Genomic DNA, 22237 nt, shown 5'->3' on the forward strand with positions numbered 1-22237 from the left:
GGTATTTTTATAAACGCCAAATTAATTTGTAAAAAAATATAAAAATACACACCTAAATAATTGATTTTAAATAGATTAAAAGAAGCTATTCAGGTCTCCCTTGCTTCACAAGGGCTAATCTTCCTCCTCCGGCTTCCCAAAGCCTGCAAAATCTACAAGGTAAATATATCCCTGCTTAATAGCATCCTCACACCATCCTTTCTCATAACCGTTATTATTATCCCCGTCAGCATTTAAAGTATCCTGGTACGTCCAAACGGCTACTTCATTAACAATAAACCCACTGCATTTTGTAAAAAGGCGAATTTTTCCGGCATCTTTCGATAACTGTCCAAGTGGCAAAGAATGGCCAACCTTAAATAGTTCATACACTGCGAATGGTTGTTCTACATTATCTACCGTCCGTTTCCTGACTTCAACATAATCTCCACTCTTCACTTCGGTTTTAATAAACTCATGGATTTTTTTATTAAATACGTAAGAAGAAGCCCCCCAACCTATATTTAACTTCCTGATTTCCGGCAATACCGGAATACCCAGCCTGGAATTATTGGCATCCTTAAATTGATATGTTTCCCCGCGGACAAGCGCCACCTCCCTATGGTGCCTGAATACCAGCAACCGGTATCTTGCGCGCGTATAAGCCACATACATCAGTCGTTTTTCTTCGTCCAACTGTTCGGAAATTGCTTCGGCGGAAGCTTCCTCATCTATTTTGAGGGGCAGATCCGAAAAAGAAGGTGGAACCATCACGCAATCAAACTCCAACCCTTTCACCTTATGCATAGTAGTTAGTACAATTTCCGTTTCCACAAGGTCTGCAGCAAATTCATCGGCATATTTCTCATATATCTTAAACAGTTGCCCATCGTCTTTATGTGTGAGCTCTGTAATATAATCCAGTAACTGATTAAAAAAAGGCTGGTCTTCTGCTTCATCCAAAAAGTCCGCTACCAGGGAATACATCACCCGTAAATAAAAATGATTCCAGTTCGGATACGTTTCAATCAGCGCTAATATATGTTGCTTAATGGTATCCTTAAAATTGACAGGGATTATTTCATTGATTTGCGCTCTCAGGAACAACAGCACTTCATGACATTCCCTGATTCTAGTAAACTCATATGGCAAGCTACCCTGTATCCTGATTCTAACATTAGGAAGATGCAGAGATTTTACTTTCTGGTATCCCCTGTATACTTCATTATTGGTTCTGAAAAGAATGGCCAGCTGCCTGTAAGGCCGATTGCCTATTCTTTCCTGCAACAGGCCAGGAATCTGGTCCCACCACCACATCATGGTTTCTGTTAACTCTATCAGCTGCACATAATCCTTCACGAACGACTTATCAGGAATACGTGTAGGTTTTGACAAAAGCTCTTTATGTTCCTTATCTGCATCCAGGACCGTTGACGCCAGTTCCAGAATTGCCGGAAACGAACGATGATTGTTCCTGAGCTCATAAAGTTTAGGCCCAAACAATTCGTTAAACTCCGCATAGTAAGGCCAAGGACTCATTGGTTTTCCTGCTTTTACTCTTTCATAACCGTAAATACTCTGATTGGGATCTCCGATAATAAATAATTTTGCATGAGTTAACTGCTGCAGCCTGTTCAAAAGTTCCACCCTGACACTGTTAATATCCTGAAACTCATCCACCAGTATATGCTGCAGAGGCGCCAGCCTGTTCATAACGGCGCCAGGTGCCTTGATCAGTTGATTTAGCAATATGTTCTCCCATTGATCAAATGGCTTGTTAGTCAGCTGTTCTTCGCAATATTTTTTAGCAAGCCCATGGAACGTAAAAATTTTGAGTTGCCTTACCAGATTACCGTAACCCAAGTCATTAAATAACCGCCCTAACCGCTGCTTCAATTCAGATACCACTGCGCGGTTATAGGCCAATATCAGGATATCTTCCGGCTTTACGCCAATGTGGTGAACCAGCCTGGCCACCCGGAGCGTAAGCGTATGAGTTTTTCCCGATCCAGGTCCGGCCATTACATTGATGTGCTGATCCACCGCTGCGTCATATACTTCGCGCTGTTCCTTATTTAACCTGTTTTCTTCCGTACTGATTGCATCCCCACGCCATTTAACCAATAATGGATCATCCGGATTCAATTCACTCTGAAGCAACGTTAACAGGCTATCCAGGGAGTTGCAGGAAAAATATTTTCGGATAAACTGATCCTGCCTTTTTCTGAGATCGGATTCCAACATTACTTGAGATACTAAACCATCAGTCCCCTGTACCTTGCGTTCTCCTTTATGAAAGCCAGCCAGTACCTCCAGGGCTATCAGCTTCAGTTCACGCACTTTGCGGGTTTCTTCAAACTCATCAAAAATCAGTTTATCATTCGATTGAAGATCCCCTTCGATAATGGGATCAACTGATTGCAGATATACTTCAATACCTGAAGGCAGTAATCCGCCGGATCTACAATAACCCGCTACTGATAAGATATGTAATAAGCCTCCCAAATAATTTACATCCTCAGTGCAATTTAAATGTGCAATAATATCAGGCCAGTTAAAACGTTTAATATTCTCAGTAAAATATTTTTTTGCTACATAATCCATTAAATGATGACAATCCCTTTCCAATCCAGTTATCTTCCCTAACCATTCTTCCTTCTTATGATATCCATTCACCAACGTTTGCCTGATCCGTACCTTCACATTGGTATCCAGTACTTTTTCCATTTTACTTTCATGCCTCGTTTTACCAAGGAGCCTTATGATCGTAAAGGCATGTTTAACTCTTTTCCTGGCAATATCATGGAGGTAGGCAGCATATTCCTTCTCCCTGGCGGGTAGCGTTTCTTTTTTACTCCATGGTAGTCCCCCATCCTCCATTACCAGTTGGATGGCAGCTGTCAACATAGTATTGATATCTTCCTCTTCAAATGTTTTAGATTCACTTAATGGGGTAGCATTCATGATTAACCGCGCCAAAGCAAACATCACTTTCAGGGCCAGGTACTTCTCTGATTCAGTGTGTGAGTCACAACTATACCTGACCTCTGCCTGCCGCAATTTGGTTGGCAAAAGGATAACCTTCTGCTCAAGAAGAAAATAATTTAATTTATGCGCTCTAATTAGCCCCGAAAAAATATTAGTAAGGCTTAACCTGGTCATATCACGAAGTGCCGACAGCGATATCTGCACCATATCTTCAATAGGATCGGCCTGTAACATAAGAGATAATATAGCCTGGCATATCTGGGTAATCTCTTTTTCTGCCCCATCACTGAGTTTTGCAGCAAGGCCACGTAGCGACACTGCATCAATAGCCACATGTGTAATGGTGAAATATCCTAACCTGATTCGGCCCAATTTTTCCAGCCAATGTAATCCCATCCGGAACTTGTTGTCCAGCTCTTCTTCCGTACTACCTTTTTCACTGGAATACAGGTTAAATGGAATCGCAAAAGGTATCTCCGCATCAGCAATCAAAGGGCGGAAATTACTCAGGTAATCTTCCATCACCTTTTTCATATCTTTTACATCATGCCAGGAAATCCTGCTTTCATGCAGTTGATCTTTCAGTTTAGCAAAATCATTACCAGCGGTAAGACACAGTGTTTTAATAGGGTTTTCTGTGGTAAATCCTGCTTCTAGGCGCTGCGTCTCATTCCTGCCGGCACGCCCTACTTCCTGCAAGAAATCTTCGAAGGTTCCTGATGGAGAATAATGGGCCACAAAATGAATATTAGGAATATCCATGCCCATACCAAATGCTTTTGTGGCAAATAATACCACCAATTCTCCACTTTTGAATCGCTCATAGGCATCTTTCCTGTCTTCAGTATCCATACCGGCGTGAAATACCCCTACTTTATCAGCAAAAGCACATTGACCTCCATAAACCGCATTTAAACTATCTCCCATACCTTCGGCAGATTCTTCGGCTTTCCTTCTGCTTTTTACAAAAATAATTGCCCGGCTTAATGAAGGGCTGAAATTGTTCTTCTTCAAATAATTCGCAATTTCCGGCAGTCTGTCCTCCTCTACAATCTGGTGCCGGAAATCCATCCTGATATGATCTCTAACAGGGTTATAACTTTTTTCAGTATCGCTTACTGCGTGTATGCCTGGAAGTAATATTTTGATCTCTTCAAATACCTGTTCTGAAATAGTTGCTGAGAATAACAGCTTTCTTGCGGTCAATTGCCTTGAAAGACCTGCAATTTTTCGGGCAGCATTAAGATAGTCAGGTCTGAACTCCTGCCCCCATTGCGATATGCAATGCGCTTCGTCAAAAATGGCGTATTCGAGACCACTGTCGGAATCCATACGGGTAAGCAGGCTGTTTTCAAATGCACGGGATCTGAATCTTTCCGGTGTGATATAAAGTAAGGTAAGCTCTCCACCTGCAATTCTCCTGTATATATCGTTTACTTCCGATTGCTCCTTATCCCCGCTGAGATAATCAACATTGCTGAAAAAACCTTTATTCCACAATCCATCTACCTGATCCTGCATAAGAGCCCGTAGCGGGCAAATTACGATAGAAAGCTTCCCTGAAAATGCAGACCTGAAAAGGGCAGGCCCCTGGAATAAAAGTGACTTCCCGGCACCGGTTGGCAATGAAATAAGCAGATCATCTTTCGCTGGCAGAATACTATTCAGGTATGCATGCTGATAATCATACCATGGCCAGGGAGCCTTCCCATCTTCTCTTGCCAGAAATACCCGCCTGAGTATTTCTTTTGCATCTTCGAGATTAAGATTCAGTGGAGGTCGTTCTGCCTCTCTGAAATATGGGTCAATTACCTTACGATCTGCACTATAGTCGCTTTCCTTTTGCCACATTACTACCTGCAGATCTTTTGCAGCTAAAGTTTTTTCGATTCCAAAATAATCCGTCAACCTCGGGTCCAGCAATAGCAACCTCGAGGAAGCATTATTTTGTTGTATTGCCTGGTAATAAAAGTCAATCAGCGGACGATGCATCTTGATCAGGCTATAATGATCCTGCTCCCTGTCAGATACATCCACTGCGGGTACGGGATCATCCGACACCTGATCACCAACAGACATCAGCCCCTTCAGCATTTGCGCCTTTTCCCGCAAGCTGAAACTATCCCAAACAATGTCCAGCCCATGGGTCGTATTCAGCAACAAGACTTCTCCCAATTTATCAAATGGCAACACCAGCAGCTTTCTGCCGCCGGGGTGGCTATGCAATAGTTCGATTTGCCTGGCGAGGGTGGCACGTTGATCAGGTAAAAAATAATCTAATACCCTGGCATAGGTGTAGAGATCATTTATTTCCTTCGGATTGTTGACCAGTAAGAGGATAGGACGCCCAGACCCCGCTGTTGCCGCCTCAAGTAGCCTGAACTGATATAGCCAGTAGGACTTTCTGTTTAAAGATTCAGGATTTACCCGCTTGGATGCTGCAATATATCCTGATAAACGCGTATCCGGTCGTACCACATATGCAAATTCCTTTTTTATAGCTCCATCTGTCCATGGTATCGAACTTGTTACCTGGAGACCTGCATCTTGCAGATAATTGGATAAGTGAAGGTTACACCATACACGATAGGTAGCCCTATCAGTTTTCTCCAGCCAGATATTATTGATGTGATCCGGAAAATCGGTGATTCCAAGTAGACGACATTGCTCCCGGGTAATACCAGTAAAACTGTTACCACCAGACATATGCAACCACACAGGCGGCTCCTTTAGGCGATCTATCACAGTGAAAAAATCATAATCCTGTCCAAGCTTTATTTTGGTGGTGAGGTCATAGAGCTCTGTGCCTATGCATAGTACCTGCGTTGGTTCGGAAAACCTGTTCTTTAGGCTGTCAATCTGGCCTGGTGCCACGCATACGGCATCACCTGCAGCCGGGTGTATTGTTTCACAAATCGCGGCTACTTTAACGGTAGGTATCAGGCGCCTGATTACTGCAGGCAGCTGATCAAAATAAGGAACAATATTTTGCTGATGGCAGGTAATCAAATATTGGGTTAATATTGCTGCCAGTCTCGGCAGTTCCTTTAAATTATCATACACTTTTTCAGCGGAAATCCCCTGCATCCTTGCTGTATCTGTACTCAAAAACTTCAGAGGATGCATAGCTGACAGTAGTTCCCAAAGCATCTCCGGTGCAATGATGACGGTTGTTCCAGCAAATTGCGTAGCCTTTCTGAATGCCTGGCACGAATCGTCTGTCATTTGCTGAAAACCGGATTCTGTCCGAAAAAATTGCCGGGCGGATTGCTCAAAATACAAGTGGGCAGGTAGTTTACCTCCGTTTCCTGTACGAAACTCGCTGATAATATCTAAGATGACAGGCGGTATAAAAGGTGCCTGCAGATCAATAGGGGTGTCCATGGTCATCAACCGTCCAAGCTGATTCAGGAACAACTGAAAAGTTAGCGAGGTATCTTCAGCTGCGTGGTGGGCTGTTTTAAGTGCAAAACTCTGCCTGCGGGGATGCAGTAACAGCTCTATCTCCAATGTGTCCCAAATCAGGGAAGGTGCAGGAGACGCACCTTTCCTGGCCAGTACTTCCAGGTCAAATGCCCTGATATTCTGACCGATCACCAGTCTGCCATCATTAATCAGCGATACCAGCCTGGCAATCCCGGTTTCCTTATTAGAAAAATCTTTATGGGTGGAGATGCCAATATTATTTTTCCAGGCAAATTCTGCCACCTGTTCCCCGTCTGATTCCAGGTCAAAGCAGATGTAATTTACCTGTGAAACAAGGTTATTTAAGAGTCGTTGAATATATTGTTCTCTGTAGTGACTTAAGTCCGGTAATTGCTCGTATACTTCCAATATATTTTCAACCGGCAGTTGTTCTACAAACTTTACCTTTTCCATTACGGTGGTAAGGTGCCCAAGGTGTTCGTTTATAGCTGCCTGTGGTAACCCAGTAAGGAAGTTCCTGCGGTACAATTCCACAAGGAATGCAGTTTCACACTCAAATTGATCGGCTGTCAACCTGACTAATGGATATACACTGCTAAAAGTGCCTAGAAATTCAACCACTGCCTGTTCCTCTTCAGCGCTGGTAATTTTCCATCCTTTGCCTGCCAGCTGTTGATAAGCATCATCCATTAACTGGCGGCCTTCGGACTGCAACGATAAGCGACTAATCACTATCTGCAGTTGCTGCCAATCTAATGCAGGCAAAATTTTATGTTTCCAGCATTCCTTTTCCTCTGAAGATTTTGGTAATGGGAGGTTTGGCAACTCCATCAGCCACCACATAGCGAAACTGACCGGATTGAACTTTTGGGACCATTTTTCCAGTGCAACAGCCACGCCGTGAACCTCCATGATCATTGGCACCAAAGGAAGTATATCCTGTAGCTTACGTTGAGATACTTCTTCAATTGTTTTATGATAGGTTGCCGTAAGTTCCCTGTCACTAATATAACCTTTTAAAAGCATTGCCAGCCGGTCCACTGCTTTCCAGTAGCCCTTTCGCATCAGCATCCCACTTAGTATTTTCTTTCCAAAGCCGATAACATCTCTCTTGGCGATATTGCTATTCTCCAATATTTCTATATCCCAATTACCCAACCGGATAGATGCCCGAATTTCATAAAATCCTGTAGGATATAGTCCGGTTAAGGAAATTTCTTTTTCCGGGCTACTTTCAATCAATGGAAAAGCTTCGGATCTGGCGGCTGTATCATTATTGATGATTAACACCGGAATGCGGTTAGTTACATTGAAGGCATCCAGCTCTCCTGCTTTTTTCTGAGAAGGTTGTGTTTCAAAGATTACTATTTCATCCTCTTTCAGACCCTGGCATCTCATTTTTTTGACATGTACAAAGCAAGCCTTGTTATCCGCAAAACTGTGAATAAATCCGAATCCCTTTGATGCCTCGTAAAACTTCACTATGCCCAGTTTCCGGTTCCCCTCATTGTATTTAACAAATGGTCTGGATGGCTGCATTACCTGCTGAGGGGGAGTTGTTTCCCTTTCTTTTTTAGGGAGAGATACAATGGTATCCGCTTTCACCACCACTATAAACTTATCGAGCCGCTTCCTCAGGCTAATTTTTTCCATCCGGCTGGTATGATGGGTGAGTCCTTCCACTGATTTCAACAGGGGTAAAATTTCTGTAGTCAAACTGGAAGAAATCAGGTCTAATTTATCCAGATCCAGCCCTAAGAGCTTCATGCCCTTACGGACATATTCAACATTTAGCTGGTTTTCCTTCAGAACATCTATCAGCTTCATCTTTCAAAACGGATTTTAATTCATAGAATACACAGCGCTGTTTGATACTGTTTATCAACACGCGGAAAACATCAGGTTATTTTGTCAAACAAGTATAAGAAAAAAAAAGATGTGAACCGTACCTGAAAGGCCGGTTCTATTAGCCCGTACCATAAATTAAATTATATTTTAATGAGATAATAATGCCATTTGGGGTAGGTTTTCAGCCGGCAATTAAATGTACCAATGACAGGCAGCCATAAGAAAAGGTCACGCCATCAGGCGTGACCTTTATAGGATTGCACATTTTTACTTAGAAGGGCAGATCATCTGCAGGGGTTTCCTGTTCGGGCACTGCCTCGCCAACAGGCGGGGCGATTGCAACAGCGGCTTTTCTTTTCTCATCGTCTTTACGGCTGAGCAGCTGTAGAGAAAACACTCTCAGGCGAAGAATACTGGACAGGGCACCTGAATGAGTGCTCACGTAGGAATCCGCCTTGGGCGCTCCCTCGATATGCACGAGCGTTCCCTGCAGCAGATAAGGCGCCATCTGTGGCCGGTCCCACATACTGCAGTCCACCCAGGTAGTGCGCTCATTGAGCACACCGGCCTTATCGCGGAACTTTTCATTAACCGCTACCGTAAAGCTAAGAACTGAACCGCCGTTTACCTCGCGGAGCACGGCATCACGGCCTAAATGGCCGATCAACTGCAACTTAATCATCTCAATAAAAATTAAATGGTTAAAAAAATTGATGATGATTGAGAGAAGTCACTGAAAATACCGAAAATACTCCTGCCCAAAAAATAATTTATTTATTTCCCGGATGCGTTACTACCTTTGTACCGGAAACGGCCTATCCGCCGCTTTCACGTGGGGTGCCTTACTTTCAGGCTGAGATCACACCCAAAGAACCTGGACCAGGTAATGCTGGTTAGGAAAGTGAAAAATACTTAACAGACATTTTAACATGAAACAGTTACTGTTGTGGGTGCTGCTGTTTACAGCTGCTACCGTACAAGCACAATCCGTCGTAACCGGCACTGTTACCAACAAAGCCAACGGCCAGCCTATGGAGGGCGTATCCGTATCCGTGAACCAGCAGGGTGCGCTTACCGATCGCAAAGGACATTTTAGTATTGCCCTTAAAAAAAACGGCGCCTATACACTCAATGCCAGCTTCCTCGGATTTAAGCCTTATACCACCGGCATCAATGCCAATGGCCAGCTCCGCGCCGATATCGCCATGGAAGAAACAGGCCTCTTCGTAAAACCGGTAGAGATCAGTAGTTTACGTGCAGGAAAAAATTCTCCGTTTGTAAACAGTACCATGAACGCAGAAGAAATCAAAAAAGCGAATATGGGACAAGACCTGCCATTCATCCTCAACCAGCAGCCAGGCGTAGTGTCCAGCTCTGATGCAGGTACCGGTATCGGCTATACGGGCATGCGGGTACGTGGCTCCGACATCACCCGTATCAATGTAACGGTAAACGGTATACCGATTAACGATGCAGAATCACAGGGAACTTTTTTTGTAAACATGCCCGACTTCGCCAGCTCTGTAAACAGTATTGAACTGCAACGCGGCGTGGGTACCAGTACCAACGGTGCTGGTGCTTTCGGCGCTACACTCAACCTGAGTACCAACGAGTTTCGTGAAAAAGCATATGGCGAAATCAACAGCAGCTTCGGATCTTTCAACAGCTGGAAAAATACGGTACGCGCAGGTTCCGGCCTCATTGGCGATCATTTCACCATAGATGCACGCTTATCAAAAATCACTTCTGATGGTTATATAGATCGCGCGACTTCCGACTTAAAATCTTTCTATACTTCTGCTGCCTATATCAGCAAAAAAACTGCGATCCGGCTCAACGTTTTCTCTGGTAAAGAACGCACGTACCAGGCCTGGAATGGCGTACCGGAAGCACTGCTGAAGACAGACCGTACCTACAATTCAGCAGGAACAGAAAAACCAGGCACGCCTTACGATAACGAAACCGACAATTATCAGCAGGACCACTACCAGCTGTTCTACAACCAGGAAATCAATTCCAGCCTGAACTTCAACGTAGCTGCCCACCTTACCCGCGGCCGTGGCTACTATGAACAATACAAAGCAAATCAGGACTATCCGAAATATGGACTGAAACCACCTGTAATCAATGGCGACAGCGTATATAGCACCGACCTGGTACGGCAGCTGTGGCTGGACAATTATTTCTATGGTGGCATCTTCTCCGTAAACCGTACCGGCAAGAAATTCAACTGGAGCCTCGGTGGCGGCTGGAACCGCTATGAAGGTGATCACTACGATCGCATTATCTGGGCAACGGTAGGCATCGATAAAGATTATGAATACCATCGCTTCCCAGCTAACAAAAACGACTTCAATATCTACTGGAAAGGACAATACAATATCACCGATGCCTTCCAGTTTTTTGTAGATCTGCAATACCGCAATGTACAATACAATATGTACGGATTTGATGACGATGCTGACTACCAGCCACAGATGAAATACAACTTCTTCAATCCTAAAGCAGGCATCAACTACTTCATCAATCCCAATAGCCGATTATTTGCCAGTGTTGCTGTAGCACATAAAGAGCCGAACCGCACTGACTTTGAATCCAACATCGGGGCAAAAGAACCTAAGCCGGAAGAGCTGCGCGACCTTGAAGCGGGCTACAGCTGGCATAACAGCAATGTAAATATCCAGGCGAATGTGTACTACATGGATTACAAGAATCAGCTGGTTCAAACAGGGCAACTGAATGATGTAGGTGCATATATTCGCACCAACATCCCTAAGAGTTACCGCATGGGCGTTGAAGTAACGGGAACGGCAAAACTGAGCAATGTATTTACTATTGCAGCCAATGCCTCCCTCTCCGACAACAAAGTGAAAAACTTTAATGGCGTGTACTACGATGGTGACTATAACCCACATACGGTGGAATTCGGCACTACGCCCATTTCCTTCTCTCCTAACTTTGTAGGAGGATATACCCTCTCTGCAAAACCAGTAAAAAACCTGAACATTGATTTGCTGGGCAAATATGTAAGCAGGCAATTCCTGGATAACACCGGCGATAAAAATGCTAGCTTAAATGCCTACTATGTTAGTGACCTGCGCTTTGCCTATGTTATTCCGCAACCATTGTTCCGTGAATTAGGCGTACAGCTCATGCTTAACAACATCTTCAACAAAATGTATGAGCCGAATGGCAGTACTTATGGGATGTATGTAGATGGTAAGGTAGTGCCGGATAATTACTATTATCCAATGGCTGGGTTTAACTTTTTCGTAGGAGTGAATATAGGATTCTGATAATATCTCCCTAAAAAATTTAAAAGCGCGGTAAACATTGATTTACCGCGCTTTTTTTATGATAATGCCTATGTGATCGCTTCCCTCATGATAAGCAGGAGCATTTTAATGGAGTGTGGCTTTGTTTTTTTTATAAATTTGCACGGAGTCAACTAAAAAATAACCGTTACCCGTATACTTATGAATTTTAGAAAATTTGCAGGCAGCATCGTTGCTGCAATAGTGGTGTTGTTAACCATGTCTCTTAGTGCTAATGCCCAGGTTACAGGCAGTTTTAATGTACACGGCGATTTTGACAAATTTTACCCGGTCCAGTTTAATGATTGTAATTGGGATGCTAACAAGTCGACCTTATTAGAGATTGGTCGATCCAGCGCGCACCTGAATGGTGACTGGCATGGCAGTCTCATGGCGAAATTCAGATACCACGTAACAAAATGGGGGCATGGATCTAACTTCATTGATGCGGAGATTAACCAGGAAAACTATTCCGCCGCTAAACCATTTGTAGCTGGTTATGAAGATTGTTCAGGAACTAGCAATAACGCAGTGATTGTTATATGGTTAAGAGGCAACAGCACCTACTATTTTAGTGCTACTTGTGAAGTAACACCTCAAGTATATGACGGTATTCAAAATTTACTCCCATACCAAATTACAGGCGCTGGTACCCTCACTTTCAAGACTGAAAAGGATGCTTATGTGCAATCATCAGGAAGCACTAACAGCCGGCCGTTTAGCATCATGAATATTGCGCCCAGCCTCATGATGGGTCCCTTAAGTATCGGCACCATGGACATTAAAGGGTATATGCTGGCGGTAAACGGAAATGCCGTATTCGCAAAGGTAACTGTAAAAAACCCTGCTAACTGGCCGGATTATGTATTTGCCAGCGATTACTCGCTTCTATCATTACAGGAACTGGATAATTTTATTCAGGAACACAAACATCTCCCCGGAATATCAACAGCAGCGGAAATAAAGACCAACGGACAAGACGTAGCGGATATTCAGGTTATCCAGCAGCAAAAAATTGAGGAGTTAACATTATATCTGATTAAATTAAGCAAGGAACTGGAAGAGCAAAGGGAAAAAATTAAAACCCTTGAAAAGAAGTTAAATCAATAACAAAATAATAAATGTATTTCAAACCTGCCTGAAGCATAAAATATTCCGGCCGTGTTGTATACATTTGCGCTTCATCCAATACCAGCCCTGCCTTAAACAACCAGTTAATGCGACCCGTATACCTGATAATAACCTGTTTAACACTCTGTGCCAGCACTGTATCAGCACAGGATAGCCTGTTGCAAAAATCGAAGGAAATACCACAAAAGTATTATTCCGCCGTTCAGCATAAAGCTGATGCGCTCAATAAGCAACTCACTGCCCGTACTGAGAAAGCGCTTAGCCATTTGTCTAAATACGAGGAGAAGATGAAGAAGAAAATGATGAAAGTGGACTCCTCTCAGGCCAAAATGTTGTTTGAGGATAGCCAAAAGAAATTTTCTTCCCTGAAAGATAAGCTGAAAGCCAAAACAGATAAGATTCCCGGCAAAAATCTGCTGAGCAATACGCCGGGAGTGGACAGTTTGTTTAACACACTTAGTTTCCTGAAACAGGGGAATGATAAAATTCCGCAACTGAATAACAGTCTGAAATCGGTGACAGCCCTGCAGGATAAACTGGCTATACTCAATGAAGCCAAGGCGTTTATTCAGCAACGTAAGCAGCTGCTGAATGCACAGTTAGGCAAAATTCCTGAGCTGGCGGGCAACCTGAAAGGCATTAACAAGGAAGCCTATTATTATGCCCAGCAGGTGAAGGAACTAAAGGAGACTTTTAGTGACAAAAAGAAAATAGAAAAGAAAGCGCTGGAGATAGCACAGAAAATCCCTGCCTATAACGAGTTTATGGCCAAACACAGTTACCTCGGTAATCTGCTGGGAAATAACCTGGGCGGCGGTGGCGGCACTCCTAACCTGGAAGGTTTACAAACCCGTGCACAGGTAGAGCAACTTATCCAGCAGCGCCTGGGAAGCGGGCCTAACGCCTCACAGGCAGTAAGTCAGTCGATGGCCGAAGCCAGGGCGAAAATGAATGAATTAAAAAGTAAGTTCCCCGATTTAGATAATGCAGGTGAAATGCCGAATTTCAAGCCAAATGAAATGAAGTCGAAGCGATTTTTGCAAAGGCTGGAATATGGCGGTAACATTCAGTTTGCACGTAACACCAGCTTCTACCCCACTACCAGTGATATTGCCGGCCAGATCGCCTATAAGTTCCATAAAAACGGGGTTGCAGGTGTGGGTATGGCTTATAAGCTAGGCTTAGGGCAGGGTTTTAACAAGATAGCCATTTCCAGCGAGGGCTTAGGGCTGCGCTCCTTTGTGGACTGGAAGTTGAAAAATACCTTCTTCCTCAATGGAGGTTATGAGCAGAACTACCAGCCGGTACACATTAATGCGGTACCTAACGCTGAAATGTGGACCTCCAGCGCATTACTGGGGATTAAGAAGAAATACAAGGTGAGTGCGAAGATGAAAGGAGATGTATCGTTGTTGTTTGATTTCCTTTACAGCAGCCATGTACCGAGAACCGATCCTATTAAGCTGAGGATGGGGTATAATTTCTAGCCATCATTATAAATCCTATATCATGAAAAAATTTTGCCTGAGTGTAATGCTGGTTACAGCATTTGCAGGAAAGTTGTTTGCGCAGGTCAATGTAGTAACAGGAAGTAGTGCAGGAAATGACTTGTCAACCATTTATCAGGAAACTGCCTCTCAACAATCTTCAGTATTTGCTGTGTATAATCCTGTAAACGGTCCAGCTGCCAGTATTGCAGGTGTTTTAGCCAACTTTAAGTACGATTTAAATTATGGCTTTCAACTGTACAACCTGCACGCTGACCCGGACAACCTATACTTCCGTTATCGTGTAAGTAGTCAGTACCAGCAATGGAGAAAAATCTGGCACTCCGGAAACTTCAATCCTGCCAATGAAACACTGGAAACCATAGCCGCCCGGGGAAATGTTGCGAAGACGCATATCTATTTTAACGATGGCGCGAACTTATATTTCCGCAATGATGATGCGGGAGATGTGGTATTTATGTCGGCCAACGAAACGGAGTATGGACGTGTATTTTCAACGCCTGCCGGCTTATACTTCAGTGCAGGGCCTGTACCCGGAGACTATATGACCCTGAAGCTGAATACCGATGTGCCTAATACGGTACGGTTAAGTGTTAACGGGGATATTGTTACCCGTAAAGTAAAGGTTACAGCGGCCGGCTGGGCTGATTATGTATTTGCCCCTGGTTATGCATTACCCACCTTTGCGGGTTTGGAGAAATTCATTGCTGAAAATGGCCATCTGCCTGGAATACCATCTGCTGCGGTGGTAGAAAAAGATGGACTTGATATCGCCGACATGCAGAAGAGGCAGATGGAGAAAATTGAGGAACTCACACTATTGCTTATAAAATTAAATAAGCAGGTGGAGAAGCTGGAGGAGAAGGTAACGCAGCAACAGGCAGTGATTGAGCAACAACAAAAAATCATTACAAACAATGGTAAATAGACTTTTAGGGATAGCTATCTGTTTGCTGCTGTGCCTTAAAATAACAGTAGCGCAAACAGTGATAGGTCACATGTATTCAGCTAACAACGGGGCATTTTCCTGGATTAAACTGGGTACCCTCAGGTTACCCCAGGAAGGGACTACCGCTGTGATTCGTATCTATGGCGGTAGCGGATACAATGGATTGAAAGAACAGATGGCATCTGCCGAAATTCATATAAGAACAAGTAATAGTGGGGTTAACTCCGAAGGGTTTGCCTTTTCAGCCTATGCATTCCGTACCGGCTGGCTGGCGCCGATGGAAAAGGTGAAAATATTGCCAAATGCCCCCGGGGGTGCGGCAACAGCTTATGACATTTACCTGTACTACGGGCCTTATGCCGGTTATTCCATGTATGAAGCCGTATCGTTAGGCGGGGAATGGACAAGAGTAGAACAAACCAGTACTGACCCTGGCACAGCCGCTTATGATGTGCCTTTTCAATACAGCGTATTCAATGACGTGAATCTCGCTAATGCCTTTTTTGTTAGTTATTCCAGCGGCAACGTAGGCATCGGCTCTCCTGCCAGTAGCACTTCTAAATTATCTGTTAAGGGAGAGATAAAAGCCACCAAGGTAAGAGTAACTACCAGTGACTGGCCGGATTACGTGTTTGCCCAGGACTTCCAGCTACGGCCTATTTCAGACCTGGCTAGCTATATTGCAGCCCATCAGCATCTACCGGAAATTCCGGCTGCGGAGAAAATTGAAAAGGAAGGGCTGGATGTAGGAGAAATGAATAAATTATTATTGAAGAAGATAGAGGAGATGAGTTTGTATATTATTCAGCTGGATAAGCGGGTGAAGGAGCTGGAAGCGGAGAAGAAGTAAATGAAAAAGGTAGCAGTGATGACTGCTACCTTTTTTTGTTTAGGGAGATGTTATCTGCCCTTATTAAGATCTGTTTTTATTTTATCCAGTTCTTGCCTGAGGTTTACATTTTCCTCCTTGATGGCGCCGATTTCCTTTTGCTGTTGCAGGAGATACAAGGTAAGCTCCTCCACTTTTTTCAGCAAGGTGGCGTTCAGGTCCATTATATCCACCAATGCATTTTTTCCATTTCAGCAGCTAAACGCCTCCTCTCGACACAATAGATATATTACTTTTTTTGTCAATGGAAAAATTAATAAAGTGAAATAGCCGCAATATTTTGTGTAATTCAAAGTCTGTTACTGTGGCGATAAAATTGTTATCACCTCTATTCATTGGAACTTTCACATCCTGAATTAACAATCCATCCCCATTCAATTTCAGCTTCCGATAGTCTACACAACTCCACTCCCCGCGTTCCGTATTAAAAGTGTAATAGAATACATCGGCACTGTCTTGACGAAAACAAACGAGTGTATTTATCAGTATCGTTACTTCCCCACTTTTTTTGGCTTCTATTACTGACCAATGTTTTACGTGTTGAACCTTCTTATCAATAGCTTTTAAAAACAAGCTTCGTAAATTGGCGGCGTTTACGATTGCCGTGTCTACTGGACATATTTCATTCACCCAAACTTCCATTTGGGTATATTGCGGACGCTCGTTTATCAAATCCTTCGACTGCAGAATTGTAATCATGGACTCCCTACTCAGCTTATTCCATTTCAGAAGAAAGTTGTCATGCACCTGATTAAATGATGATCCTGCAACAATGAATCCGCATATTGAAATAAGAATTGACTTTATCATATTTGAGAATTAAAATCCGAAACCTTTTTTAACTGAATTCATGATAGTCGGCATTTTTACTTTTGGAGGCTCAAATATGGGTAGCAGTGGTCCTATGGGCTTAGATGTGGAATGACTTCCGAGCACCCTAACTGCTAAAAACGGTAACCTTCAAACCGATCAATGTTTCCACCTAGCGCCTGTACTACAGATCCGCCGTTGACTTCCAATCGGTCGACTATTAACCTGGAAAGCATTTCCTCCTGGTGATGATTACAAAAATCAAAACCCTGGCGGATGGTTATTCTTTTAACATACATACAATTTTAATGCTATCCGCAATAGTATGTTCCAGGTAATAATTTGATTCACAAACAGAGTCTTGTTTAAAATTAGTTATTATTACATCATAAGGATAACTATTGGAAGATAACAAGGTCTTTGAAATAGGAAGTTTGAAGTCTCCTATCTTAAGCATGCTGATCTTTTCATTGATTTTTATCCATTCACCTTTAGCATAGACATATTTTATAATATTCGCATTCGTCCCACTATAGCTGATAATATAATTTACTAGACTAACTTTCTCTCCAGTTTTCATGACTTCTACAATAGTCCAGTCCTTACTTAATTTATTAGAATCATTTTCCATTTTATTCAAGAATATCCATCTGATGGAAGATCTATTTAGGCTATCATCTTCTATTGCCCAGAAACCAGGCATAGTAGCGATGCGATTTTCACATAATGACCGATCACTTTGTTCTTCCATATCAGAACAAAGTCTACTTAAAGAATTCAATGTTACCCTATTCCAATTCAAAAACAAACTATCAATGTTTGTATCCTCATTAGTGGAAGGCAGATGAAAAAAAAATGTACATAAAAATATAATCAGTGATCTCATCATTTAAAGCTATTAAAATTAAACTTTACTTTAGGTACTTCGGCAGGTTTACGAGGAGGTATAGGATAGAAAGGTTGCATTCGAGGTAGTACCCCTTGTTCCCTTCTAATTTGAGAATCTTTTGCTCTCACACCTCTTTCTTCCTTCGGTAATATATTCATCATTCTAGAATCTGGATCCATTAATCCTTCCGCTCTCTCTTTATCGTGAGTTCCATCAACATTTCTTTCTGCATGAAGAAGTTCGTGAGCTAATCCAACCTGAGCCGGTCGGCCGGTAGACCCATCTTCATTCTTAATATTCTCACCAGTGTCGTCAGGATTGTATTTAACAGACGAACCAGAGCCCACATCTGGGTTTGTTGCTCCCACAACATTTGTTGGATCTGTTTCATTTTCTTTACCTTGTTCAATAGAAACGACATGATCTGAATTTATTAACTTACTTACTAATCCGGTTCCCACAGACATCTCTCCTTGATGACCCTTTAACATTTGCACTACAGTTCCATCACTAGTCATTTCTAATTTAACAGATGTCAATTTTTGCAAATCGGTTAATACTCTTTCCTTAAATTCCTTACTCCCTTTGACAATAATGTCCTGTGGTCCCATTCCGTCAGGATCTATAAATCGAATAGGATTATCAAAAGCATAATTATACGGAGAATGTCTGCGCATTTGTTCAGATAGCGGATCTAACACATGCCATCTACCTATTTGTGCATCATACATCCTCGCCTCATAGTCATACCATTCCAAACCGCTACCATCCTCGAACTCTTTCGATTGCAGTTCTTTGCCATTGTATTTCAGGCGGTTCTCCTCATAGGTAGTGCCTTTCAGTGCATTCGAACTAATCCCCGCCATCGTCAACCCAAATGGATAATAATGTGTCTCCTCCAACACCGGCCCTCCGTTATGCGTTACTACCAGGTTGTCGAAATATACGTCCTGGCTGGTTTCATTACTGGTATAAATATACAGAAAACCACTCTTTTCCATCACCACGTCATCTGTCGCTAATGTTTGCAGCTCATCCGGAGTGGCAGCTACCTGCTTCAGGCCGCTGCTCTGATCCACCAGTTTATACTGATCATCAAACAATACATAGTTCAGGTAGGCGCGGGGTTTGTCCGCTGCTTCCTGGTCGGGATTTTTTTCAGCCAGCTTACGCAAGTCGTTACCGGTCAGATTGCTGGCTGGACTGCGGTTCGTGGCTACGCTACCGTGGCCACCATTTCCTGTACTTTCACCGAATGCATTTAGCAGGGAACTTAGAATTTCTTCTTTGGAAGCATTCTTCTTTTGCCCCACTGTTGACTTATAGAACGCCTTAGTACCCATTTTGACGGTATCGCCAGCCATTACACGCAGTACCAGTGAAGCTCCTACCTTTTTATCAGATCCTCCATTTAATCTGGAAGCGAACTTATTACCATCGGAAATTTCGTCCGTAGGGTAACCTACCGGTAAATCTGCCCTGGTTGTGGCCACATTGCTGAACAAGGCTTCCTCAGTAGAAGCCCTGGCAGTTTCCATCGTGGCAGCATAAATTGTTTGATCATTATGCTCCGTCAACACAGTGCGTACGTTACCGAGGTGATCCTTCAGGAAATAATCATAAATATATAATGGTGCAGCACCTTCCTTATTCACTGCACGAAGCCGGCCTTCTTCATGGCCAATTGACTCCATCACATTATCATTGAATACTGCTCCGGAAAGGTAATCGGTGATCGTTGTTTTTATCGGTGAAACGGTTTTATCTGTTACTGTTTTTCTCAGCTTAATCCCCGCTGCATCATACAGATAACGGATAGTCCCCTTCGTACCAACTGTAATCTCTTCCGGCAGATTCAGAAAATTATAATTAATACCCGTGATACCTTTGTTATTATCAAGCGTGAGATTACCGTTAGCATCATAATTGTAGTCGACCCCATCAGCAGGTGAATTCTTAAAGTCACCCAGCGCCACCGTTGTTCCTCCGTCATCATTTACTGATTCCAGTTTGTTGCTATTGTTAATATAGCGATACTGCAGATTATCCACCACTCCAGGACTGCCTCCGGCAATACCTTCCTGTTTCATACTCCGGATGTTACCATTAGCATCATAGTTAAGGTTGGAAACAGAAAAGTTCACCTGGGTATGCGTCCAGCTGTCAGCAGGACCAGTATCCTGCTGGTTAAAATCCGCTCCCAGCAGCCTGTTGGCATTATCATATTTATATCCATAGGCCCTGGCCACCGGGTCATTATATCCGCGCCATTGCTGGCCGGCGATGTTTCCTCCAAAATACCTTTTATCGAAACCATTATCGTACGACAGTGTTTGTCCAAAGTACATCCGGTCACCACTTCCGCTGGTTACATATGATTTGTTTATTCCTGCAAGCCAGCCACGAATGTTATAGTCGTAGTTAATGGATGTCAGTGCTATACCATCGCTGCCTATACCGAGATCTTTTTTCTGCAGCTGACCATTGACGTCGTAGGTATTAGACAAAATTACACGCTCCAGGTTCGCATCATTATTATAACGTTTGGTAACTGTCAGTAATCTGCCCGCTGCATCATATTTATTGCGCGTAATCACATCTATGCTAGATTGTTTTGCACTCGACGGATTGGTATGCTGTTCATGGGTCAGTAATACTTTTCCGGTGAAATCATACATTGTGTGAACAGTGTTCCTACCACTGTTATAATTATCCCCAGCCACTTCTATCGTGCGTCCTTTATCGTCATAATAAGTACTGGTAGTTAGCCAGGTGTTCGTACCCAGCACCCGGGTACGGGTGCCGGTAATCAAACCCTGTGTTTGTGTAGTCACCACAGGATCAACAGGCCCTACCGCGCTGGCATCTTTATAAGGATTAAAATTAAAGCCTGCCGGGGCAATAACGCCAGGATAGTTGTAATGATCATAAAATGTAAAGGTAAGTGGCGTAAGTTCTGCTGCACTCACATTAGGTAATGGGTTGGTCACCAACAAGGAAACCTCTCCCGCATTTAAATCAGGATTTATAGCATATTCCTTTTCGCCCGTATTGCTATCGTAACCGTCAACCAGTTCAATACTAATGCGTGCTTCGTACAGCGACTTATTCTGATCAGCAGCCATTACCAGGTTATCGATTCCCGAAAAGGTAAATTGTTGCTGCCCGGTGGCATTATTTATCCCATTCATAGTCGCCTGCAGCGACGCACGATCTGTAGCGGCTACCGGGTGATAAATCGCTGTTTCAACGGGCCTGTTTAACCCGTCGTAAAAAGTTACCATCCATTCGCCCTTCCCGCGCATGTTACCATCACGACTAAACACCAGCCTGTCGCGGGTATCATAAACCATTTCCACTACACCGGCTCCGGGAATTTTCTTTTCGATCATCCGGCCACGGCCATCATAATTATATTGAAAGCACAGTTCTTCTTTTACTGCAGCGAGATTCCACTGCCCAACAATTTTCTCCACTGCCAACGGAGGAATCACTGTTCGCAGTTGCGACAAATCGTCGTATACATAATAGGTACTCAGCCAGCCAGTAAATGCATCAGGATGATCTGAAGCAACTTCTGCTTTTTTTAAAATCAGCTGGTTACTTTTGTTTGTAAAGCTGATTATTCGGGAGCCATCTTCATCTATGACCACCGCCTTAGACAATGATCCCGGACTATAATAGCCACTGGCAACAGTATTACCAGTATTATCAACGCTCCAGATAACCACCTGATCAGCTGCTTCATTCACCAGGTATTGTTGCTCCACCGGGTGGTTTCCACCGGTTCTGGCCCAGCTGTTACCCGCGGCAAAACTCTTTAGCTTGCGGTTCAGCGGGGAAGCCTCATATTCGGTTTCATTATAGTAGATCGTATTCTGCTGGGCGAATGGGTAAGCCTGGTAAAACTGCTGCTGCTCCAAAAATGGATTTACTTTCAGGTTGCCATCGCCGCTATTGGAAGTATAGGGGAGATAGCTGAGTATTTCCCGGCCAAACTGATCGTACACTACCGGTGTCACCTGGTCACCTCCCTGCGGACTAATTCCTTTTACAACCGCTTGCAGCGGACGACCAAGGCCATCCACATACGTCGTTTGTTCTTTTACATGGCTTACCGGTTTTGTACGACTACTAACATCGGTAGCATTTGTGAGCGGAACAGCGGGCTCCCAGGTTCGTACATAATTAATTGCGGGATTGGTATATCCATTCGGAAGTGTAGCCGGAATAGCCGCCACTGGCGTAAACTGGGTGGGTTTGTTCTCCTGCGCAATGACAATGCTCTGAATAAAACAACAAAAAACAATAAAAATAATTCTTCTCACAGTATAAGGAACTAAATATTATAATGATTGCACAGGTATGGATACAATGGGTTTTGCCCCCAATAAATATCATCCAAATAACTGCGCAAACTACAGATTTAATTCAAATTAATCAAACACCTGCTCATTTTTAAAGGGTACAAGGAAAGTATAAACAGTACCATGAAATTCGATTCAG

Annotated in this window: 11 protein-coding genes and 1 riboswitch; of the genes, 5 read left to right on the forward strand and 6 right to left on the reverse strand. The window is 43.4% G+C overall.

The features are described 5' to 3' along the window. Nucleotides 1–114 precede the first annotated feature (114 nt). Together BUB18_RS00650 and BUB18_RS00655 are read right to left on the reverse strand one after the other, a co-directional pair. Nucleotides 115–8220, reverse strand: a complete 8106-nt coding sequence (locus BUB18_RS00650) for a UvrD-helicase domain-containing protein (protein WP_073077033.1) — start codon at nucleotides 8218–8220, stop codon at nucleotides 115–117. Between the two features lie 292 nt (nucleotides 8221–8512). Beyond that, complete coding sequence (locus BUB18_RS00655) at nucleotides 8513–8908, reverse strand: single-stranded DNA-binding protein (protein ID WP_178372055.1); 396 nt, start codon at nucleotides 8906–8908, stop codon at nucleotides 8513–8515. A gap of 156 nt (nucleotides 8909–9064) precedes the next feature. Next, nucleotides 9065–9158, forward strand: a riboswitch (TPP riboswitch). A 12-nt stretch (nucleotides 9159–9170) separates the two neighbouring features. Here BUB18_RS00655 and BUB18_RS00660 point away from each other — a divergent pair. From BUB18_RS00660 to BUB18_RS00680, 5 genes are all read left to right on the forward strand, one after another. Next, nucleotides 9171–11537: a TonB-dependent receptor gene (locus BUB18_RS00660; RefSeq protein WP_073077037.1), complete on the forward strand. Its 2367-nt coding sequence runs from the start codon at nucleotides 9171–9173 to the stop codon at nucleotides 11535–11537. Nucleotides 11538–11717: 180 nt separating this feature from the next. Beyond that, the gene (locus BUB18_RS00665) at nucleotides 11718–12665 is read left to right on the forward strand and encodes a hypothetical protein (protein WP_073077039.1); all 948 of its coding nucleotides are present in this window, start codon (nucleotides 11718–11720) and stop codon (nucleotides 12663–12665) included. Nucleotides 12666–12772: 107 nt separating this feature from the next. Then, entirely contained in the window at nucleotides 12773–14173 is a 1401-nt protein-coding gene (locus tag BUB18_RS00670) for a hypothetical protein (protein ID WP_073077041.1), read from the forward strand. A 22-nt stretch (nucleotides 14174–14195) separates the two neighbouring features. After that, nucleotides 14196–15122, forward strand: a complete 927-nt coding sequence (locus BUB18_RS00675) for a hypothetical protein (RefSeq protein WP_073077043.1) — start codon at nucleotides 14196–14198, stop codon at nucleotides 15120–15122. Next, a complete protein-coding gene (locus BUB18_RS00680; RefSeq protein ID WP_143159777.1) occupies nucleotides 15112–15993 on the forward strand; it encodes a hypothetical protein in 882 nt (293 codons plus the stop codon). Before BUB18_RS00675 ends, BUB18_RS00680 begins: the two co-directional genes overlap by 11 nt. Nucleotides 15994–16043: 50 nt before the next feature. Here the strand turns inward: BUB18_RS00680 and BUB18_RS29545 are convergent, their stop codons facing one another. The 4 genes from BUB18_RS29545 to BUB18_RS00695 form a co-directional block, all read right to left on the reverse strand. Then, complete coding sequence (locus BUB18_RS29545; protein ID WP_178372056.1) at nucleotides 16044–16196, reverse strand: hypothetical protein; 153 nt, start codon at nucleotides 16194–16196, stop codon at nucleotides 16044–16046. A gap of 34 nt (nucleotides 16197–16230) precedes the next feature. Beyond that, the gene (locus BUB18_RS00685) at nucleotides 16231–16842 is read right to left on the reverse strand and encodes a hypothetical protein (protein WP_073077046.1); all 612 of its coding nucleotides are present in this window, start codon (nucleotides 16840–16842) and stop codon (nucleotides 16231–16233) included. A gap of 280 nt (nucleotides 16843–17122) precedes the next feature. Further along, entirely contained in the window at nucleotides 17123–17731 is a 609-nt protein-coding gene (locus tag BUB18_RS00690) for a hypothetical protein (RefSeq protein ID WP_143159778.1), read from the reverse strand. After that, nucleotides 17728–22059 carry a DUF6443 domain-containing protein gene (locus BUB18_RS00695; protein ID WP_218587974.1) on the reverse strand — a complete coding sequence of 1444 codons (4332 nt, stop codon included), beginning with the start codon at nucleotides 22057–22059 and terminating at the stop codon, nucleotides 17728–17730. The genes BUB18_RS00690 and BUB18_RS00695 overlap by 4 nt, the downstream gene beginning before the upstream one ends. Between the last annotated feature and the right edge of the window lie 178 nt (nucleotides 22060–22237).

Source organism: Chitinophaga jiangningensis (assembly GCF_900142605.1).
GTDB classification, from domain to species: domain Bacteria; phylum Bacteroidota; class Bacteroidia; order Chitinophagales; family Chitinophagaceae; genus Chitinophaga; species Chitinophaga jiangningensis.

Bases quoted from the DNA above. Each gene is read 5' to 3' on its own strand.
- BUB18_RS00650 (WP_073077033.1), bottom strand. From the start codon at position 8,220: ATGAAGCTGATAGATGTTCTGAAGGAAAACCAGCTAAATGTTGAATAT.
- BUB18_RS00660 (WP_073077037.1), top strand. From the start codon at position 9,171: ATGAAACAGTTACTGTTGTGGGTGCTGCTGTTTACAGCTGCTACCGTA.
- BUB18_RS00665 (WP_073077039.1), top strand. From the start codon at position 11,718: ATGAATTTTAGAAAATTTGCAGGCAGCATCGTTGCTGCAATAGTGGTG.
- BUB18_RS00670 (WP_073077041.1), top strand. From the start codon at position 12,773: ATGCGACCCGTATACCTGATAATAACCTGTTTAACACTCTGTGCCAGC.
- BUB18_RS00675 (WP_073077043.1), top strand. From the start codon at position 14,196: ATGAAAAAATTTTGCCTGAGTGTAATGCTGGTTACAGCATTTGCAGGA.
- BUB18_RS00680 (WP_143159777.1), top strand. From the start codon at position 15,112: ATGGTAAATAGACTTTTAGGGATAGCTATCTGTTTGCTGCTGTGCCTT.
- BUB18_RS29545 (WP_178372056.1), bottom strand. From the start codon at position 16,196: ATGGACCTGAACGCCACCTTGCTGAAAAAAGTGGAGGAGCTTACCTTG.
- BUB18_RS00685 (WP_073077046.1), bottom strand. From the start codon at position 16,842: ATGATAAAGTCAATTCTTATTTCAATATGCGGATTCATTGTTGCAGGA.
- BUB18_RS00690 (WP_143159778.1), bottom strand. From the start codon at position 17,731: ATGATGAGATCACTGATTATATTTTTATGTACATTTTTTTTTCATCTG.